The 16,349-nt window shown below is 40.6% G+C and carries 17 protein-coding genes and 1 riboswitch; of the genes, 8 read left to right on the plus strand and 9 right to left on the minus strand.

The window, feature by feature from the left end:
• Positions 1–49 precede the first annotated feature (49 nt).
• The 3 genes from JK635_RS01200 to JK635_RS01210 all read right to left on the minus strand — a co-directional run bounded on the left by JK635_RS01200 (position 50) and on the right by JK635_RS01210 (position 2,393).
• Positions 50–1,270: an MFS transporter gene (locus tag JK635_RS01200; protein ID WP_202651607.1), complete on the minus strand. Its 1,221-nt coding sequence runs from the start codon at positions 1,268–1,270 to the stop codon at positions 50–52.
• 248 nt (positions 1,271–1,518) lie between these two features.
• On the minus strand, positions 1,519–1,842 hold the full coding sequence (locus JK635_RS01205; protein ID WP_202651609.1) for a hypothetical protein: 324 nt from the start codon (positions 1,840–1,842) through the stop codon (positions 1,519–1,521).
• A 70-nt stretch (positions 1,843–1,912) separates the two neighbouring features.
• A riboswitch (SAM riboswitch) is annotated at positions 1,913–2,019 on the minus strand.
• 50 nt (positions 2,020–2,069) lie between these two features.
• Complete coding sequence (locus JK635_RS01210) at positions 2,070–2,393, minus strand: BC1872 family protein (protein ID WP_202651611.1); 324 nt, start codon at positions 2,391–2,393, stop codon at positions 2,070–2,072.
• 589 nt (positions 2,394–2,982) lie between these two features.
• Between JK635_RS01210 and JK635_RS01215 the strand changes: the two genes are divergently transcribed.
• Positions 2,983–3,738: a YoaK family protein gene (locus tag JK635_RS01215; protein ID WP_202651613.1), complete on the plus strand. Its 756-nt coding sequence runs from the start codon at positions 2,983–2,985 to the stop codon at positions 3,736–3,738.
• Positions 3,739–3,769: 31 nt separating this feature from the next.
• On the opposite strand, the gene JK635_RS01220 is transcribed toward JK635_RS01215, so the two are convergent.
• A complete protein-coding gene (locus JK635_RS01220; RefSeq protein ID WP_202651615.1) occupies positions 3,770–4,333 on the minus strand; it encodes a DUF2062 domain-containing protein in 564 nt (187 codons plus the stop codon).
• Between the two features lie 500 nt (positions 4,334–4,833).
• Here JK635_RS01220 and arcA point away from each other — a divergent pair, with 500 nt between their 5' ends.
• The 7 genes from arcA to JK635_RS01255 all read left to right on the plus strand — a co-directional run bounded on the left by arcA (position 4,834) and on the right by JK635_RS01255 (position 13,027).
• Entirely contained in the window at positions 4,834–6,066 is a 1,233-nt protein-coding gene (gene arcA / locus JK635_RS01225) for an arginine deiminase (protein WP_202651617.1), read from the plus strand.
• A 27-nt stretch (positions 6,067–6,093) separates the two neighbouring features.
• A complete protein-coding gene (gene argF / locus JK635_RS01230; protein WP_374049148.1) occupies positions 6,094–7,095 on the plus strand; it encodes an ornithine carbamoyltransferase in 1,002 nt (333 codons plus the stop codon).
• 207 nt (positions 7,096–7,302) lie between these two features.
• Positions 7,303–8,718 (plus strand): arginine-ornithine antiporter, encoded by a 1,416-nt coding sequence (gene arcD, locus JK635_RS01235; protein ID WP_202651621.1) that lies wholly within the window; start codon positions 7,303–7,305, stop codon positions 8,716–8,718.
• Between the two features lie 12 nt (positions 8,719–8,730).
• Positions 8,731–9,690, plus strand: coding sequence for a carbamate kinase (gene arcC / locus JK635_RS01240; protein WP_202651623.1), 960 nt, complete (start codon positions 8,731–8,733; stop codon positions 9,688–9,690).
• A gap of 424 nt (positions 9,691–10,114) precedes the next feature.
• Positions 10,115–11,098 carry a GMP reductase gene (guaC, locus tag JK635_RS01245; protein WP_202651625.1) on the plus strand — a complete coding sequence of 328 codons (984 nt, stop codon included), beginning with the start codon at positions 10,115–10,117 and terminating at the stop codon, positions 11,096–11,098.
• Between the two features lie 334 nt (positions 11,099–11,432).
• A complete protein-coding gene (locus tag JK635_RS01250) occupies positions 11,433–12,041 on the plus strand; it encodes a cell wall hydrolase (protein ID WP_202651627.1) in 609 nt (202 codons plus the stop codon).
• A 314-nt stretch (positions 12,042–12,355) separates the two neighbouring features.
• Positions 12,356–13,027, plus strand: a complete 672-nt coding sequence (locus JK635_RS01255) for a Dph6-related ATP pyrophosphatase (protein WP_202651629.1) — start codon at positions 12,356–12,358, stop codon at positions 13,025–13,027.
• 47 nt (positions 13,028–13,074) lie between these two features.
• On the opposite strand, the gene JK635_RS01260 is transcribed toward JK635_RS01255, so the two are convergent.
• The 5 genes from JK635_RS01260 to brnQ all read right to left on the minus strand — a co-directional run bounded on the left by JK635_RS01260 (position 13,075) and on the right by brnQ (position 16,029).
• On the minus strand, positions 13,075–13,218 hold the full coding sequence (locus JK635_RS01260; RefSeq protein WP_202651631.1) for a hypothetical protein: 144 nt from the start codon (positions 13,216–13,218) through the stop codon (positions 13,075–13,077).
• A gap of 40 nt (positions 13,219–13,258) precedes the next feature.
• Positions 13,259–13,393, minus strand: coding sequence for a hypothetical protein (locus tag JK635_RS24580; RefSeq protein ID WP_306792889.1), 135 nt, complete (start codon positions 13,391–13,393; stop codon positions 13,259–13,261).
• Between the two features lie 54 nt (positions 13,394–13,447).
• Positions 13,448–13,714, minus strand: coding sequence for a hypothetical protein (locus JK635_RS01265; protein ID WP_202651633.1), 267 nt, complete (start codon positions 13,712–13,714; stop codon positions 13,448–13,450).
• A gap of 201 nt (positions 13,715–13,915) precedes the next feature.
• Positions 13,916–14,455 (minus strand): NADPH-dependent FMN reductase, encoded by a 540-nt coding sequence (locus tag JK635_RS01270; RefSeq protein ID WP_202651635.1) that lies wholly within the window; start codon positions 14,453–14,455, stop codon positions 13,916–13,918.
• A gap of 194 nt (positions 14,456–14,649) precedes the next feature.
• Positions 14,650–16,029, minus strand: coding sequence for a branched-chain amino acid transport system II carrier protein (brnQ, locus tag JK635_RS01275; RefSeq protein ID WP_202651637.1), 1,380 nt, complete (start codon positions 16,027–16,029; stop codon positions 14,650–14,652).
• Positions 16,030–16,349 lie beyond the last annotated feature (320 nt).

Consider the following 16,349-nt stretch of genomic DNA (forward strand, 5'->3'; position numbering starts at 1 on the left):
AGAGGAAGGCACCAAGTGAAAAATCACATGGTGCCTGGTACCGATTCTTTTATATCGCTTCTGTTAATGTTTTAATAGGATTCTTCTCCTCGACTTCCCCTTTTCCCAGACTTAGCATGGTGATAAAGGAGATGCAGTATAGGATAGCGAGGTAGGTCATGGCGACGGTAACGTTAGCATGTTGTAAGATGAATCCTACCAGAATTGGTGATAGTCCACCCAATGCCCGGCCAAAGTTGAAAATACTGTTGGTCGCGGTGCTGCGAACTTCGACTGGATAATAATGACTGATTAAAGCACCGTAGCCGGCAAACATTCCGTTCGAGAAAAATCCGACGACCGCTCCGCCAATTAACACCCCGGCTGCTCCAGTCGTAAAGGAGTACAAGTATACCGCCCCGGCTGAAGCAAAAAGGAAGATACCGAATGCTTTCTTCATTCCCAGTCGGTCGATAATTTGTCCGAATGTTAACATCCCGGCAATCATCCCAACAGCCGTACTAATCGTCCAAAGGGCCGAACCTGAAACCGAAAGTCCTTGTGATTTCTGGAGGATCGACGGCAGCCAGATCATTAAGCCGTTATAGCCGGCAATTTGCACCGTGGCCATCACCGCTAAGGCGACGGTCGTAAAGGCTATTCTTGGGCTGGAAAATAACTCCTTGACACTACCTTGCTTTTTCACATGCTGTTTTTCTCTTTGAGTTGCCAGCCATTCAGGTGATTCATTTAAATTTTTCCGGACAAAGAAGGCGAATATAACCGGAACGATTCCGACGAAGAATAATCCTCTCCAGCCCCATAGCGGTAAAAGGATGGCACTTAAAAGAGCCGCGAGAATCACCCCGAATTGGGCACCGATACTTACATAAGAAGAGGCCCGTCCCTGCTTATTCTTTGGCCATGCTTCGGCAACCAATGTCATCCCGATTCCATATTCGCCGCCCGCTCCCAAGCCGGCAATAAACCGAAAAATATAAACTTGCTCTACATTTGTTGCTAATCCGGTTAACGCTGTACCGATGGCAAATAATAAAACGGTATACGTGAACACCTTTACCCTGCCAAATTTATCAGCTAAGATTCCGAAGATAATTCCTCCAAACAGCATCCCTAAGTTCGTAATTGAAGAAATTAGACCGCCCGTTGCCATGTCCAAATGAAATTCCGCAATGATCATCGACATCGCAAAGGAAATAAACATGATGTCCATACCCTCTAACGTTAACCCTGCTACTGATGCTACAACAGTTTTTTTCTGATAATCCACTTTTGTCAGTCTCCTTCCAAGCCTCTCAGGACTATGATTTAAAGAATTCGGGCAAAAATAAAATGCCCTTTGATCCGATGGAACAAAAGGGCATTCATACATACAGTTTCATATATACGATCATTACTTTCGCCCTTTTTGGCCTCTCTGGACCAGAATTAAAGGAAAATTTTCTTTATTATCTTAGCACTTCGACAACACTATGACAATACAAAACTTTTAAAAAATGGATCTTTCACATTGTTCTGCTATAAAACCGCCTCAATATAATTGCCAAAACCCTTTTTAATTTCCAGACCTTGCTTTTCTAAGCCCTTCCAAATCTCTTGGTCGAGACGGTATGGGCTCGTTTTCTGCAGTAAGAAAGCCTCCTCCTCCGACAGTTTTACACTATAATCCCGCTCCCCATATTTTACAATCAGTTGATAGTCTTGCAGTTTCATGACCAGTACCTCATACTGTTGATCCCATTCCTTTAGCTGCCGCTCAATACATTCGGCAACATACAACAGAAATTTTTCGACATTCAAATCCCGCGCCTTTAAGGTCCTTGCATAGCCGTTAATATTCACGTTCGCTTTCCCCTTCCGTTTTAAAAAATAAAACCCCCTTCTGCATTGGATCCAAAAGGGGGTAAAAGCCGTTTTATCATCCAAAGCAGTCTATTGCTTTGCTGGTGGGAGCACCTTACGTTCTGCAGGTTGCTGTGACGTCATTGAGCCAGTTCTCTCAGCCACTCTAGATAACTATTTAATTATTATTATTGTACTACAATTATCCCAATATATCTATTACAATTTTAGCATAATTTCTGCCACATTCTTGTCGTGTCAGGAATGGAATGATGTTCGATGATGGTATAGGCAGCATTGGTGATCGCTTGGGCTAAGTTTTCTCCAGTTGCGCAAATTTCATTAAAGCAAACCCTTGAAGTCCCTTTAACCGTATAGGTATAACCCAACTGTTCCAAACGATCCACAATTTGCAACGCATGGTTAAGGTTTTGCTCCGGTTGGAATTCAGTATCTTGTATGAAAATCCCCTTTTCATAGTCGTACCAGCGATCCCAGCGATTTAATTTCCAGCCCATAATTCTTCGCGCAATTGAGTCTGTTTTAACCATATTTTCTGCTCCTTCTTAAAATTTGTTATATAACACGTTTTATAAATTAATACAATTATATAACAACGAAAAATTGATTACCAGCCTTTCATTAAAAATTTTTTTAAAACTTAAACAAAGGCTTTTAAAACTAGAAAGTTCTAACTAATCACTAGCTTTTAACAGAGTAATTCGTTGACGGATCTAACGGTTCTAAACAAAACATGCTCTTTTCGTTCACTAGAACGTACAATGTGAAAAACGTAGTTGGTGATAGGATGCATACGATTATTACCGGAACAAATGGCCCCATGTACTTAGGTTACCCTCCGCCGATGTTTGGACCGTGGAATCAACCGATTCATCCTCATAGTGTTCAATTGGGTCATACCATCTACCATATTGTCCCTTTGCTTTTCGGTTATCCGCCAGCATTCCCTTATTTTGGTCCGTACGTCCCCTTCCGTGTGGGAACTCAAAAGTTAGTGAAAGGCTGCAAATATATTGGACTACACAAAAAAAGACCTTATTAACTCATTAATAAAATAAGGTCACTCCGGGAAAAATAAAGATTGTAATTTTTGCTAACAGTTTGTTTAGGGAGAGATCCATGGAAAAGACTCATGATCAGTCTAAACTAAATATCGCGATACCCTATGTGAGAAGAACAGTAAATATCAGGAAGGTGAAGCTTCCGCAAATTACAGCGGAATCCATTGGTTTGGGGGTATTATTAGCTTTAATTGGGGGATATCTTGATGCTTACACGTATGTTAGTCGGGATGGAGTGTTTGCTACATCCCAGACCGGCAACCTCGTCTTATTAGGTGTGGTAACCGCACAAGGACATTGGGCTCAAGGATTAAAGCATATTCCCCCGATTTTTGCGTTTGTCATCGGAGTGGTCGTTGCAGAAGGATTAAAACATCCAAATATCACCCGAACGTTTCCATTTCCTGCTCGGACAGTGCTGTTGTTGGAAAGTATTGTCCTTTTATTTGTCGGAACCTGGCCGGCCGAGGTACCAAATACCGTGGTAACATTAACGATTGCCTTTGTTTCATCGGTGCAAATTTCTTCCTTTCGCACGCTGGTGAGATGGCCCTATAATTCGGCGATGGTTACTGGTAATTTACGATCAGCGGCAGAAGCCGCCTATACGGCTATTATCCTCCATGATCGCCAGGGAATGCTCAAATTCATCGATTTCAGCATTATCATTCTGGCCTTTCTTGGTGGTGCTTTCATCGGCAGCCTGTTTACCCTTCACTTTGGGACAAAAGCCATTTGGTTCGCCTCAGCTATTTTACTGTGCACGATGCTCATCTTAAATACAAACCCCAAAACCCTACTCAATAAAAGTTGAAGAAAAAGGTGTCAGGAACCTGGTGATTCTTTCACAAGGTTCCTGACACTTGCCGATTTAAGTTAATCTCTCGTTTATGACGTCTGCGCTTTAACCGGTTTGCCAGTTCTTTCTCATAAAGATAATGGATGATAAAATAAGAAATCACACCGAGGACAATCCCAAAAATCGTCATTCCAACTAGAGCATGGATGCCACCGTGAAGTAATCCGACTAAACTATGGAAATCACCGTGCAGCAATTTTTGAACAGAAAAAGCGGTATGATGACCAGGGGATAGTTCCAGTGGAAAAATAACTTTCCCTAGTTTTCTGGCGAAAGGCAGTAAAATGACCGGAAGAAATGTTAATTTGCCAATCACATTTCCAATGATGGATGCCGACAATGAAGCTCTGGACAAGCGGACAAGTGGGAAAAATATAATATAAATAAGCGAAGCGGATGATATAACCAACATTTCTAATCCAAACCCCAGAGCAAAGCCTAAGGCAACTTTATTTGCACCACCTGGCGAACGAAGCAGTTTAATGAAGTTGAACTTAAAAGCCCGTCCGAAACGTTGAAACACGTGATATTTTTTCTGTTTAATGTTCATACAAGTCAACCCCCAGGTGAAAACAAAGTAAATTGAGAAAATTTAAAATTAGGCTAATTCAGGATCATCGATAAAATCCGATTGTTCTACAGACAAATTATATTATATTTTTTTTCTGAAAACTAGTTTTATGACCAGTCTGATTTCTGAAAAAAAATGGGTGAAATCGTAAAACCGAAAAGAAATTTTCTTACACCCCTTTCTTTGATCACTTAATCAAATCTGCTACTAGTGACCATACCTCCCAGGAGTATCATTTCCCTTTGAATTCCCTGATTCTTTCTTCTATAAATTAAAATTACCCGCTTGAATGACATCAAATAACTTTTTTTGGAAAAAGTGAATGAGAATAAACTGCACACCACTTTTTAATAATACAAAAGAAATTAATTTTCAGTTTAGGGGTGGTGGTGTGTAAAAAGGAACTATATTTTTGAAAAGAAAATCTTGAACATGATCTAACATAGAAATTCTCTTTTATGTACAAGGAGTTGAACGTATTGAAATATCCATTAAATGTTACATCGGAAATCGGAGAACTAAAAACAGTTCTGCTGAAACGACCCGGCAAAGAGTTGGAAAACTTAACACCGGAATTTTTGGAAGTATTATTATTTGATGATATTCCTTTCTTACCGGCGATTCAAAAAGAGCATGATTATTTTGCAACAACGCTTCGCAACAGAGGTGTGGAGGTCGTATATTTAGATACATTGGCGACAGAAGCGTTGATCAATGACGATGTCAGGATGAATCTTATTGAAGATTTTATGCGTGAAAGCAACTTAGTGGAGACCCGCTCCTATGAAATGGTAAAGGAATACTTAATCAGTCTTCCAAAAGATCAGTTAATTTCTACATTAATGCATGGAATTCGTAAAAACGAATTAACCAGTACAGGGAAGAAACACCTCCATGAAATGCTTGAGGATTTCGACCCATTTTACCTTTATCCATTACCAAACCTTTATTTTACCAGAGACCCGGCGGCCGTTATTGGAAATGGCGTGTCGGTCAACCGGATGAATCGCTCAGCGCGAAAACGCGAATCGTTATTCTTGCAGTATATTATCAAATATCATCCACGATTTGCCCAACACGATATTCCGCTCTGGTTTAACCGTGACGGTGCCTATTCGATCGAAGGCGGCGATGAATTAGTCATTAGCCATGACACCGTGGCTATCGGAATCAGTGCCAGAACAACTGCCCAGGCGATTGAAAAAATAGCGATCAATTTATTTAGAGGAAACAGCAATTACCAAAAAGTCATGGCAGTTGAAATCCCGAAATCAAGGGCATTCATGCATTTAGATACCGTCTTTACCATGGTCGATCACGATAAGTTCACCGTGCATCCGGGAATTCAAGGCCCTGGCGGCGAAATGAATATTTTTATCTTGGAAAGAGGAGACAGTGCCGAAGAGGTAAACATTTCTCAACGTTCCAATATCGTTGAAGCGTTACAAGAGGTTCTGAACTTAAAAGAAGTCACCCTCATTCCTTGTGGCGGCGGGGATCACATCGCTTCCGCACGTGAGCAATGGAACGACGGAAGTAACACACTTGCGATTTCTCCGGGAGTTGTGGTGACTTATGACCGTAACTATGTTTCCAATGAATTATTGCGTTCGTACGGTATCGAAGTGATCGAGGTTCAAAGCAGTGAGTTAGCCCGCGGTCGCGGCGGTCCGCGCTGTATGAGCATGCCGTTATATCGTGAAGATCTTTAATCAGCTTGCAATCACATATTTGGGAGGATCATAAAAATGGCAGTTAACTTAAGAGGCAGACATTTTTTAACATTAAAAGATTATACTCCAGAGGAAATCGAATTTCTCATTAATCAAGCAATTGAATTCAAGCGTTTAAAGTATGCAGGCGTTCCCCACAAAATGTTAAAAGGGAAAAATATTGCCCTGTTGTTTGAAAAACCATCAACCCGTACCCGCTGTGCCTTCACGGTTGCTTGTATCGACTTAGGAGCTCATCCAGAATACCTAGGTAAAGGCGATATCCAATTTGGAAAAAAAGAATCCAATCGCGATACCGCCATCGTTTTAGGCAGAATGTTTGATGGAATTGAGTTTCGCGGTTTTAAACATGAAACCGTTGAGGATTTGGCGAAATATTCCGGGGTTCCGGTATGGAATGGTTTAACCGATCTATTCCATCCAACACAAATTTTAGCTGATTTTATGACCATAAAAGAAAAGCTCGGATATTTAAAAGGCATTAAATTTGCTTATATCGGCGACGCCAGAAATAACATGGGGAACTCCTTAATGATTGGCTCAGCGAAAATGGGAATGGACTTCCGTGCCGTTGCCCCGAAGGAATTGCATCCTGCTGGGGAATTAGTCGAATATGCACAAGGTGTGGCGAAAGACACCGGAGCGAAAATTACGATTACGGATAGTATTGAAGACGGGGTCAAGGACGTTGACGTCATTTATACCGATGTTTGGGTTTCCATGGGTGAAGAAGATAAATTCGAAGAGCGGATTAACTTACTTAAGAAGTACCAAGTTAATAAACAAATGATGGCTAAGACTGGTAAAGAACATACATTATTCATGCATTGTCTTCCGGCCTTCCATGACCTGGAAACCGAAGTAGGTCGAGATATTCACCAAAAATTTGGTCTGGATGCAATGGAAGTCACCGATGAAGTATTCCGTTCGAAAAATAGCGTCGTGTTTGATGAAGCAGAGAACAGAATGCATACCATCAAAGCTGTAATGGCGGCTACGCTATCTTAAAACGCTGACTATTCTCCATGGTGTCAGGCACCTTCAAATCGTCACAATAAATGAAAACTCGCTGACTGGCGATTCCTTAAGGACGGTTCATGAGGCGGAGTTGAATTTATGCGACATAGGAAGTATAAAATTCGGAACCATTTTATACTTCCTATTAGCTAAAAGAAGGACAGGCACCACGGATGGCAGCTTAACTTCTTTTAAGAAATGAAGGTGGAAACTTTGGCAGAAAATGAAAAAAAACTTGGATTGGTTTCGCTGATTGCCCTGGTTATTGGTTCAATGATCGGCGGCGGAGCGTTTAATATCGCTTCTGATATGGCCTCGGGGGCCAGTGCCGGAGCGGTCATTCTTGGCTGGATCATCACCGGGATCGGAATGATCACCTTAGGCTTATCATTTCAAAATTTAACTAATAAACGGCCTGATTTGGAGGGTGGTGTCTTTAGCTATGCCAAAGCAGGTTTCGGAAATTATTGGGGGTTCAACTCAGCTTGGGGTTATTGGTTATCGGCATGGCTCGGCAATATTGCGTTTTTGACGTTATTATTTAGTGGGATTGGCTATTTCATACCAGTATTTACCGGAGGAAATATTGCTTCGATTATCGGCGCGTCAATCATCCTTTGGCTCATGCATTTTTTGATTTTACAAGGGGTTCAGTCGGCAGCACTGGTGAATCTGGTGGTAACCATTGGCAAGCTTGTTCCAATTATCCTTTTTATCATCATAACGATCTTTGCCTTTAATCTCGATACATTCACTCATGATTTTTGGGGTAAAAATGCCTTTAATCTATCCGATGTGTTGAGTCAGACGAAGAGTACCATGTTAGTAACCCTCTGGGTATTCATCGGAATTGAGGGGGCAGTTGTTCTTTCCAGCCGGGCCCAGAATATGAAAGATGTCGGAAAAGCAACGGTCATTGGGCTGCTTTCTACCTTGGTTATATACGTATTGATTTCCCTGTTATCCTATGGAATTATGTCACAGGCAGAGCTGGCAAAATTAAAGAGCCCTTCCATGGCTTATGTATTAAAAGACGTTGTCGGACCTTGGGGAGCCGCAATCGTAAATTTAGGGTTAATCGTTTCCCTATTGGGAGCTTTATTAGGATGGACATTATTGGCTGCGGAGCTTCCTTATGTCGCGGCAAAGGATCGCATCTTACCAAAGTATTTTGCCAAAGAAAATAAAAATAAAGCTCCGGTCAATTCGTTAATTATTACCAATGTATTAGTACAAATTTTCTTGCTTACCTTGTTAATATCCGATAAACCATACCAATTTGCCTATTCATTAGCCAGTTCAGCGATACTAGTGCCATATCTTTTCTCTGCGCTCTATCAAGTAAAATACAGCAGCCAGCAAAAAAATACCGGGCAAATGGTAATCGGCATCATTGCATCCATCTATGGAATCTGGCTGTTATATGCGGCAGGACTAAGCTATTTAGTGTTAACTTCATTGTTGTACGCAATCGGTATTTTTGTCTTTCGATACGCCCAAAAGGAAAATGGCCAGAAGACATTTAAAACCTTTGAGCTTGTCTGGGCGATTATATTCATCATTCTAGCACTTGTCGCCATTATTATGTTAGCAACAGGACAAATCACGACTTAGGAGGACAAATAAATGGCAAAAAAAATTGTTGTAGCACTTGGCGGGAATGCCATCCAAACTGGTAATGGTGCCACTGCCGATGACCAAAAGCAGGCCTGCTTAAATACAGCAAAACAGTTGGTAAAATTAATTCAAGAAGGACATAAACTGATCATTGCTCACGGAAATGGACCGCAGGTAGGAAATATTGTCCTGCAGCAGCAAATGAATCAAAGTGACAAGCTTCCGGCAATGCCGCTCGATACTTGTGGTGCGATGAGTCAGGGGATGATTGGCTATTGGCTGCAAAATGCCCTTTATGAAGTATTTCATGAAAATGGAATTGACAAGAATGTCGTAACGTTAGTGACCCAGGTTCAAGTGGATGCCAATGATCCAGCCTTCCAAAATCCAACTAAACCAATCGGTTCTTTTTATACAAAAGACGAAGCAGATCATTTAGTTCAAACGAAAGGGTATAAAATGAAGGAAGATGCCGGACGCGGTTATCGCCGGGTCGTGCCATCCCCTAAACCGGTGGATATCATTGAAAAGAAGGCCATTATCGATCTGATCGAGAGTGACAATATTGTCGTTGCCAGCGGCGGCGGCGGGATCCCTGTCTCTAAAGACAATAACAAGCTTATTGGTGTCGAAGCGGTTATTGATAAAGACTTTGCCTCGGAAAAATTGGCAGAATTAGTCGATGCCGATGTCCTTTTAATCTTAACAGCTGTGGAAAATGTGGCGATTAATTTTGGTAAACCTAATCAGGAAAATCTAACGAATCTTTCTGTCAGCAAGGCGAAACAATATATAGACGAGGGACAATTTGCTCCTGGAAGCATGCTGCCGAAGGTTCAAGCAGCCGTACAATTTGCTGAATCGAAGAAGGAACGACAAGCGATTATTACATCTCTTGACCACGCTTACGAGGCAGTAAGCGGAAAAACAGGTACGATCGTCGCTCAGAAGGAGCCGGTTTTAGCGTAGAAAACATTAGTTACCCAAGGATGAGGCTATTTCTTTCCTTGGGTAACTTTTTTAGCCATTCCCCCTTCCTACCTCTATTCCAAAACATTTTGTGCAAAAATTGCAGTTCTATTTGTTTTTTGCCGATATCTCCCCCAAAATTGCAGATATATTTAATTTTTTGCCGATATCCGCTTCAATTTTGCTGATATATTTCTAAATGCACCCCTGGCCAAAAATTGAAGTTATCGTAATTTTTTTGCAAATATCCAAATCCATTTTGTGGATATCTTCCAAATAACACGCCCCGCCGAAAAGTTGCAGATATATCTGACTTTTTTCAAAAAATAATTTTGACATATCCGTTAAAATATTGTACATTATCAAATGTACGAACGTTTTTTATTAAAATTTGTTTCATTATTCGTGTTTAGGGGTGTAATATATGGATACAGTATTTGATTACGAAGATATTCAACTAATTCCCGCAAAATGCGTGGTTAAAAGTCGCTCAGAATGTGATACCAGTGTAACCTTTGGTAAGCATACATTTAAATTGCCGGTTGTTCCGGCAAATATGCAAACGATCATCGATGAAAAAATAGCTGCTTTTTTAGCGGAAAATGGTTATTTTTATATCATGCATCGTTTTCAGCCGGAAAAACGGCTTGATTTTGTCAAAGATATGCAATCACGGGGGTTAATTGCCTCCATCAGTGTCGGTGTAAAAGAAGACGAATTTCAGTTCATTCAGCAGCTGGCGAAAGAAAATCTGGTGCCGGAATACATTACGATCGATATTGCCCATGGACATTCCAATTCTGTCATCGAAATGATTCAGCATATTAAGAAATACCTGCCAGACAGTTTTGTTATAGCCGGAAACGTCGGCACCCCAGAAGCAGTCCGGGAATTAGAAAATGCCGGAGCAGATGCCACAAAAGTCGGAATTGGCCCAGGAAAAGTTTGTATCACGAAAATCAAAACCGGCTTTGGTACCGGCGGTTGGCAATTAGCAGCCCTAAGATGGTGCGCGAAGGCTGCCAGCAAGCCTGTGATTGCTGACGGCGGAATCCGAACACATGGAGATATTGCCAAATCGGTTCGCTTCGGAGCTTCGATGGTGATGATTGGCTCATTATTCGCCGGGCATGAAGAATCACCCGGTGAAACGTATGAAAAAGATGGAAAAATCTATAAAGAATACTTTGGTTCTGCTTCGGAATTTCAAAAAGGTGAGCGCCGAAATGTCGAAGGCAAGAAAATGTATGTGGAATACAAAGGTCGTTTAATCGACACTTTAATTGAGATGGAACAGGATCTCCAGTCCTCTATCTCTTATGCCGGCGGAAGAAAATTAAAAGACATTCGGACGGTTGACTATGTTGTCGTGAAAAATTCCATTTTTAATGGAGATAAGATTTATTAATAAAAAAACTTCCTTAGGGAGCGAGTTGCTTTTAAACTCGCTCCCTTTTGCTTTCTTCCTTTATACCTTCCATCATTCCACAATCCACTAACAAATTTCCTTCACTAGAATCGATCTGTTAAAAAAATTCAATTTTTCCCGCCTTAACGGGCAGTAAGACCCCCAGCTCAAGAGTCCAAGTCTACAAGGAATCTAGGTGGGGGATGAAGAAAACCCCCACTGATGGAAGTTTCACTTTATATGTAACAAAACTGTAATACTAATCTAGCGAACGGTTTCATAGAAATAGAAACAATCCAAGAGTTCTTATTTATTTGCTAGGAGGGAAAGTAAATTGAAAAAACTAGTTGCGACTCTAACAATCGTATTATCGATTCTCTTTGCTTCACCAGCATTTGCTTATACAGTGAAAACCGGGGATACCATGACAAAGATTGCCAGGGAAAATCATCTTACATTAGCGGAATTAGCAGAACTGAATCCGCAAATTCGTAATCTTGATTTGATATACGAGGGACAAACTATCCATACGATCAAACAAAAACTGAAACCGGCAAAGCAAAAAGCGAAAATGGTTGTCGGCTATTCGAAGGTGGAAATCGATTTACTTGCCAGATTAGTAAGAGCGGAAGCGGAAGCTGAGCCGTATAGGGGAAAAATAGCTGTCGCCTGCGTTGTCCTAAACCGAGTAGCAAGCCCGGCTTTTCCTGACACAATAAAAGAAGTAATCTATCAGAAGCGGCAGTTTCAGCCAGTTCAAAACGGCCAAATTAATAAACCTGCTGATGAAGCTTCTATCAAGGCTGTACGGGAAGCGCTGAAAGAGAAACGGCAGATTGCGAGAGATTCGCTATTTTTCTATAACCCCACGATTGCCACCAGCCGTTGGCTCGATTCTCGAGAGACTACACTGGTCATTGGCCATCATGTATTTAAAAAATGAACCCCTTATAATTCTGTAAAAAAAGATGTGGTTAGGTTCCATGATGAAATTATCAACAGAACCACCCTTTATCTCCATCCATTACATTCCTAAAAAATAAGTCTGGTTATTCATCATCAGATAATCCATATTACACCACAACATCAATACATTTTAATGATCATGAGAGACAACCGTAGTCAACCTTTGAATGATATTCCCCACAATACATCTCCTGACTATGCCTCATGTTGTGATTGAAGCGATAAACTTTTCAGATGAATTATGTTAGACTTGGATTATTCCAGATAAATAAACTTTAAGGATGATGACTGTTGAACAAACGAATTGTTGTATCGTGGAGCGGTGGAAAAGATGGCTGTATGACCTTACATACCTTGATTGAGCAAGGCTACGAAGTAATCTCCCTAGTTACGACGGTACCGCAGGAATTAGAGCGGACTTTCGGCCATGGGGAGCGAACAGAGATGATCCGCTTGCAGGGAGAGGCGCTTGGGATTCCTGTCCATTTTATCGAATGTACTTTTGACAGCTATACTGACAAATTTATTGAAGCAATTCAATATTTGAAACAACAATATCACATTAGCGCCATTGCCTATGGAGATTTATATTTGGATGGTCATCGCCAGTGGGGTGAAAAAGTTGCCGAGGCTGCAGGAGTCGTAGCACTTTACCCGCTTTGGACTAAAGAAGAGGCCGCGCTTGAAGCACTTAGAAACTACGTCAAATCGGGCTATCAAGCAGTTGTCATTCGAGTCCGTGATGATGTATTGGATGAATCCTGGCTAGGCAGACAAATCGACCAGTCTTTTTTACGTGATATCCAGAAAACGGCAAGCTGCCCGATGGGAGAATCCGGCGAGTATCATTCATATGTCTATGACGGGCCATTATTCGCCAAAAAGATCCAATTGGAAGGAGAAGAACTCATCCAGCTGGAAACTACAAAAAAACTAGAATTTAAAAACTTTCGGCTCGTATAAGATATTATAAATAAATACGCGGAAAAGGCAGCCGCTACGGCCGCCTTTTATTCCTTGTTATCAGATTGTTTGATAGTTACCCGCTTGGGCCGTTTTGGATAGCCATTTTTTCCTTCATCATCCGGTCCGGTAAGATTTTTTCTTTGGTCAAGAACATTTCCGGTATACTCGATTGGTCTTTGATCTTTCAAGTGTTCACCTCATTCATGGTTGTAAAATTCCCATCGGCTTTTAGCTTTTCTTTCCTTGAAATTTAAGTTTCATTTCGGCATCGCTCATATTAGGCTGTTGCCGGGGCTCCGATTTTCTAAGTGCCTTTTTCAACTCAACGGTGGCGTCATCGCCGGTATTATATCGTTTATCCAAAGAAGTCACCCCTTTTTGCTTTTAGTATGAGTTGATTTCCCTCATTCATGCATTTTAGTAGCCATTCATTAAATGAAGATTATCATAGAGAATACTGACATAACGAATAATCGTTTCCAGCCAAATCTTCTCATTTGTACTAAGAGTTTCACCGTCTTTTAATTGAAGAAAAAGATGGTAGGCTTTTTCGTCCTCTTCCGCCATTTTTATATAGTAATCCCTAGTGACACTTTGAATTGTTCCAACTGGTTTGCGGTTCTTCTCGTCCGAAAGCGATTTTTCCACAATCCCACAGTTTTCCGGATGTAATACATCGTTCACTTCATGTCCCCGCCGTCACTTAGGACGGGGACCACCCGTGCTTCCGCGATTACTTGAAAGATATCTGTATTGTTATTCCCGGTCATAGATACCACCTCACTTAAACGCCTTCAGATTTTACTTTATAGGAAAATGATAACAAAAAAAACGCAAATAAATTGCGGTTAAATGCAACTTATTTGCGTTATTAGTATGAAAAAATTATTCAGCAACAAATTGAACAAAGCGGTCGATTACCTCATCGACAAATTGAACTGTTGCTTCATCTGTTAATCTTCCGCTTTCTGGGTCAAATTTTATACTGGCTTGGTTAATCAGAATTTCATTCCCTGCTGGCGGAAACAGTTTAACCTGCATCGCTGTTAAAATTTGCCGAATGTGAAGCTGAGCCCGAATAGTACCCATTAACCCGGTAGCTGCCCCTGCCGTCATGACCGGTTTGCCTATCAGAACTTTATCAACACGGGAAAGCCAATCAAGTGCATTTTTCAATACGCCTGGGATCGACCAATTATATTCTGGGGTTATGATGATGACCCCATCCGCCTCATTTACCTTTCTTTTAAAATCAACTACTGATTGCGGAGGGTTATTTTCCTCATCCTGGTTATAAAATGGCAGTACACGAAGATCAAGAATTTCCAAATCAAATTTATCCAAATTTCGTTCCTGAATGGTGGCTGCCAAATGCCTATTGTAAGAATCCTTTCTTAAACTACCTACGATCGCGACAAGTTTCAAGTTTTTCACACCTTTTCTGATTGGATTGTACGACAATAATTTGATTATAGTAAAACAGAGCGCTAATTCTCAACCAATATGCCTTTACTTAAAGAATTTCGCGTAACTCATCATTCATTCTTTTTTAAAAATTTTCCTAAGTATTGAAGATTTTAAAAAACATCCCCACCAAAGGTGAAGATGTTCACATAAATTTAAATAGCACTTTCTGTTTTTTTCTTAAATCCAACTTTATAATATTTTCGGATTCTTACGAATAACCCTGTTAGCAAAATCGTAACCAGAACCGGAACCAACCAGCCCAATCCTTGGTTGTAAAACGGCAGAACGCTTTGATAAAATCCGATTACCGATGACATCCAGCCAAAATAATCAATTTTAACGAGCTGACAAAATGTTTTCAGTCCATCAATGATACTGATGAAAAAGGTAACGACGATGGCAGCAACATAGACAATACGCGCATGATAAAATAATTTTGAAACAAAGGTAAGCATCATTAGGGCAACTGCTAACGGATATAAGAACATTAACACAGGGATTGAAAAATTAATGATATTTGCCAAGCCAAAATTAGCAATCACGAATGATACTCCCGAAAACAGTAAAACAAACATTTTATAGCTGATTTTAGGAAATATTGTATGGAAATATTCACCACAAGCGGTGACTAATCCGATGCTTGTCGTCAGACAGGCTAGAATGATAATAATCGATAACATCACACTTCCTAACGAACCGAAATAGTGTGAGGCGGCTTTTTCGAGGACAGGCCCCCCTGTATCAAACAAGCCAAACGTCCCTGTACTTGCCGCACCTAAGTAGGCAACACCGACATAAATGATGCCGAGGAACAATACCGCTATAATGCCGGATTTTGCCGAAGTAATCAGAATTCCTCGTGACGACGTTACCCCCATCGAGCGAACCGCGTTAATGACGATAATCCCAAATACTAACGACGCCAAAGCGTCCATAGTGTTATATCCTTCCATAAAACCTTTGACGAACGCTCCGTGTGCATAAGACGCTTGCGGTGCTTCAATCGCTCCGATTGGTTTAACAAAAGCCATCACCAATAGGATAAAAAGTAAGATGAGAATCCCCGGAGACAAGATTTTCCCAACATTATCGACAATCTTAGCCGGGTTCAATGAGAACCACATCGTTACAATAAAGAACAGTAAGGTGAAGATAAATAATCCGACTTGACCGAAGCCTTCACCGACAAACGGAGCAATTCCAATATCATAAGCAACAGCCCCAGTCCTTGGAGCTGCAAAAAATGGTCCAATAGTTAAATATAAAAGTGCCGTAAAACAGACACCGTAAAGTGGATGAACTCTGCTGGCCAGCTCCTGCAAGTTTTTACTACCTGACACGCCCATTGCTAAGATGCCAAGAAACGGCAGGCCGATTCCCGTTACTAAAAATCCCGCTACCGCGAACCAAACATTTGATCCTGCCTGCTGACCGAGCGAAGCCGGAAAAATTAAGTTTCCTGCCCCAAAAAATAAGGCAAATAACATCACTCCTATAACGAAATACCGTGAAAATGGTAACTTGTTTTGCATTAAAAGTGTTCCTCCTAAAATAATCTGAAAATTCCTACTTAATATAGTACGATAATAATATTACTATTCTTATTGATAAAAATCAACCCATTTTCAAAATTATTTCGATAATTTAGATATTGTTGAATATTATTCAAAATAATTATTCGTATCTACCACCCCATCGAAAAATTATTCTATGATTATTTCAGTCTTATTTTTGACTATATTATAGGTAAAAAAATTTAATAGATCATTTTAAAAAAATCTATTCATTGAATAAAAATTCTTTTACAATAATTTTTATGCTAAATGAGATGTAGCTTACAAAAGGCTTTAGA

It is taken from the genome of Neobacillus paridis, assembly GCF_016765675.1.
Lineage (GTDB): Bacteria > Bacillota > Bacilli > Bacillales > Cytobacillaceae > Neobacillus > Neobacillus paridis.

Excerpts from the sequence above, each read along its gene's own strand:
- JK635_RS01210 (WP_202651611.1), bottom strand. The coding sequence starts at position 2,393 with ATGGTTAAAACAGACTCAATTGCGCGAAGAATTATGGGCTGGAAATTA.
- JK635_RS01215 (WP_202651613.1), top strand. The coding sequence starts at position 2,983 with ATGGAAAAGACTCATGATCAGTCTAAACTAAATATCGCGATACCCTAT.
- JK635_RS01220 (WP_202651615.1), bottom strand. The coding sequence starts at position 4,333 with ATGAACATTAAACAGAAAAAATATCACGTGTTTCAACGTTTCGGACGG.
- arcD (WP_202651621.1), top strand. The coding sequence starts at position 7,303 with ATGAAGGTGGAAACTTTGGCAGAAAATGAAAAAAAACTTGGATTGGTT.
- arcC (WP_202651623.1), top strand. The coding sequence starts at position 8,731 with ATGGCAAAAAAAATTGTTGTAGCACTTGGCGGGAATGCCATCCAAACT.
- guaC (WP_202651625.1), top strand. The coding sequence starts at position 10,115 with ATGGATACAGTATTTGATTACGAAGATATTCAACTAATTCCCGCAAAA.
- brnQ (WP_202651637.1), bottom strand. The coding sequence starts at position 16,029 with ATGCAAAACAAGTTACCATTTTCACGGTATTTCGTTATAGGAGTGATG.